This window comes from Mycobacterium sp. TH-M82 (genome assembly GCF_057473605.1).
On the sequence record NZ_JBYCKY010000467.1, the window covers coordinates 1 to 2018 of the forward strand.

3 protein-coding genes are annotated in these 2018 nt (G+C 65.3%); 1 reads left to right on the plus strand and 2 read right to left on the minus strand.

What is annotated here, in order from left to right; all coding sequences use genetic code 11:
• Positions 1 to 276: 276 nt before the first annotated feature.
• Both AC2VON_RS14370 and AC2VON_RS14375 read right to left on the minus strand, forming a co-directional pair.
• Positions 277 to 717 carry a M48 family metallopeptidase gene (locus AC2VON_RS14370; RefSeq protein WP_486953545.1) on the minus strand — a complete coding sequence of 147 codons (441 nt, stop codon included), beginning with the start codon at positions 715 to 717 and terminating at the stop codon, positions 277 to 279.
• On the minus strand, positions 677 to 982 hold the full coding sequence (locus tag AC2VON_RS14375) for a YgjP-like metallopeptidase domain-containing protein (RefSeq protein WP_486953546.1): 306 nt from the start codon (positions 980 to 982) through the stop codon (positions 677 to 679). Before AC2VON_RS14375 ends, AC2VON_RS14370 begins: the two co-directional genes overlap by 41 nt.
• 119 nt (positions 983 to 1101) lie before the next feature.
• Here AC2VON_RS14375 and AC2VON_RS14380 point away from each other — a divergent pair.
• Positions 1102 to 2018 (plus strand): 13E12 repeat family protein (locus AC2VON_RS14380; RefSeq protein ID WP_486953547.1); only part of this gene is annotated, 917 nt, incomplete at its 3' end.

Genomic DNA, 2018 nt, shown 5'->3' on the forward strand with positions numbered 1-2018 from the left:
GCAAGCTCGTCGAGCGCCCCGACGACCAGGTCGCTGACAAAACCGGGGAGGAGGCCGCCTGAAAAAATCCCGATCCACAGGTATTGACAATTGCTCATCGAAGGGGCAGGATCTCCACTCGGGCGGACGGTCTCCGCTCGACGGTGGTGCAAGCCGCACGGTTTCGAACTCCGATCCCACTTAGGTTCCACCACGGTGAGGCCGGCAAAGTGATTCGTTTCGTCGGCCCGAGTGAAGTAGCTTCACGGCGTGCCGCAACAGTCGGCGTCGCCGGTGTCAACCGGCCCATTTCTCGTGGGCCAGCGGTGAGTCGTTCAGAAGATCGCGCCGCGCACACCAGTCCGGCGGGAAACCGTCCATCAGGGTCCTAAACCGTTCGGCATGGCTGCGTTCCCGGTAGTGCGTCATCTCATGCACCACAATGTATTCAAGGCAGTCCGGGTGCTTTTTAGCCAACTCGACATTGATCGAGATGTGCCGCGTCTCACGGTTGCAGGAGCCCCACTTGGTTTTCATCCGCCGGATGCTCCAGCGCGGCACCGACACGCCCAGCATCGGCTCCCACTTGGCGATCAAATCCGGCACAACGATGCGCAGCTGTTGTCGGTACCAGCGATCGAGCAGCCTGCGCCGCTGCTCGGCGTCGGTGCCTTCGGGTACGTAGAGCAGCAGACGGTCACCGTCGACCTCGAAGTGCGCCCGGCCGGAACGCTGCACCACCTTGAGGCGGTGCCGCACCCCCCCAGACGTTGTGCGACTCCCCGGTGACCATCTCCCGCTCAGACTGGCGCTGCGCATCCTGAAGTAGCCTGCGCTGCTTTTTGATCCACGCCAGCCGATCCACCACCGCCAAGCGCACGCTGTCGTCGTCGAGGCGCCGTGGCGCAGCCACCCGCACCCGCCCCAGCGGCGGGTAGCACGCCGAGCCCGCAAGCTCGACCCGCTCAAACTGGCATCGCCGACAGTCGCGTTTTCGGATCACACGCCGTCCGCGCCAGTGCGACGGTCGCCACGCTGTGCATGAAGTCGCCACTGTGGATAACCGCACGTTCTCGGTCCGCGGACCACACGCTTGTCGGCTGCTCGAACTAGCATTCGAATATGAGCTCGTCAAGCATGACCGCACCGCCCGAGTTGGCCGAGGTGGCCAAGGCCTTCGATGCGCTCGATGCCGCCGTGGCGACCATGGGTGACCTCGACTTCGACTCGCTGGCACCGCCGTTGCGGTTTCGTGCCCTGGAACGGTTGGAAACCTCGCTGCGCCGCCAGGTCGCCGTCGGCCACGACGTCATTGCCGGGCTGGCTAAAGAGGACCCGGCACGGATCGGGGGGCTGCTGTACAAGGAACTCGCCGACCGGCTGCGGATCAGTTACGCCGAAGCCCGCCGCCGGATAAGCGATGCCACCCAACTGGCTCCCCGAACCACGTTGACCGGCCAACAGTTGCCACCGGAACTTCCCGCGACCGCGCAGGCCTGGCACGACGGCGAGCTCGGCGTCCAGCATCTGCGGATCATCCAGCAGTTCATCAAAGACCTGCCCCAGGCCACCCCGGCCGGGACCGTTGACCGTGCCGAGGCATTCCTTGCCGAAAAGGCCACCGAACTGCGGCCCGATCAGCTGCAAAAGGTTGCTGACCGGTATGGGTTCCTGATCAACCAGGACGGCAAGTTCTCCGATGAGGACCGCGCCCGCCAGCGCGGGTTTGTCTGGTCCGGCCAACGCCGCGACGGGATGAGCGTCGGCCGGCTGATCGCAACGCCGGAGCTGCGCGCCAACCTCGACGCATGGCTGGCCCGATTCGCCGCCCCGGGCATGTGCAACCCCGGCGATCAAAGTCCCTGCGTCGGCGGCGAACCGGCGGAGGAACTCAAGAACACCGATCTGCGCACCCATGCCCAGCGCCAGCATGATGCCCTCAACGCCCTGGCCCGCGGCCAACTCGGTGATCCCAAACTCGGGGTGCACCACGGACTGCCGGTCACCGTCATCGTGTCGACCACCCTGAAGGAATTGAC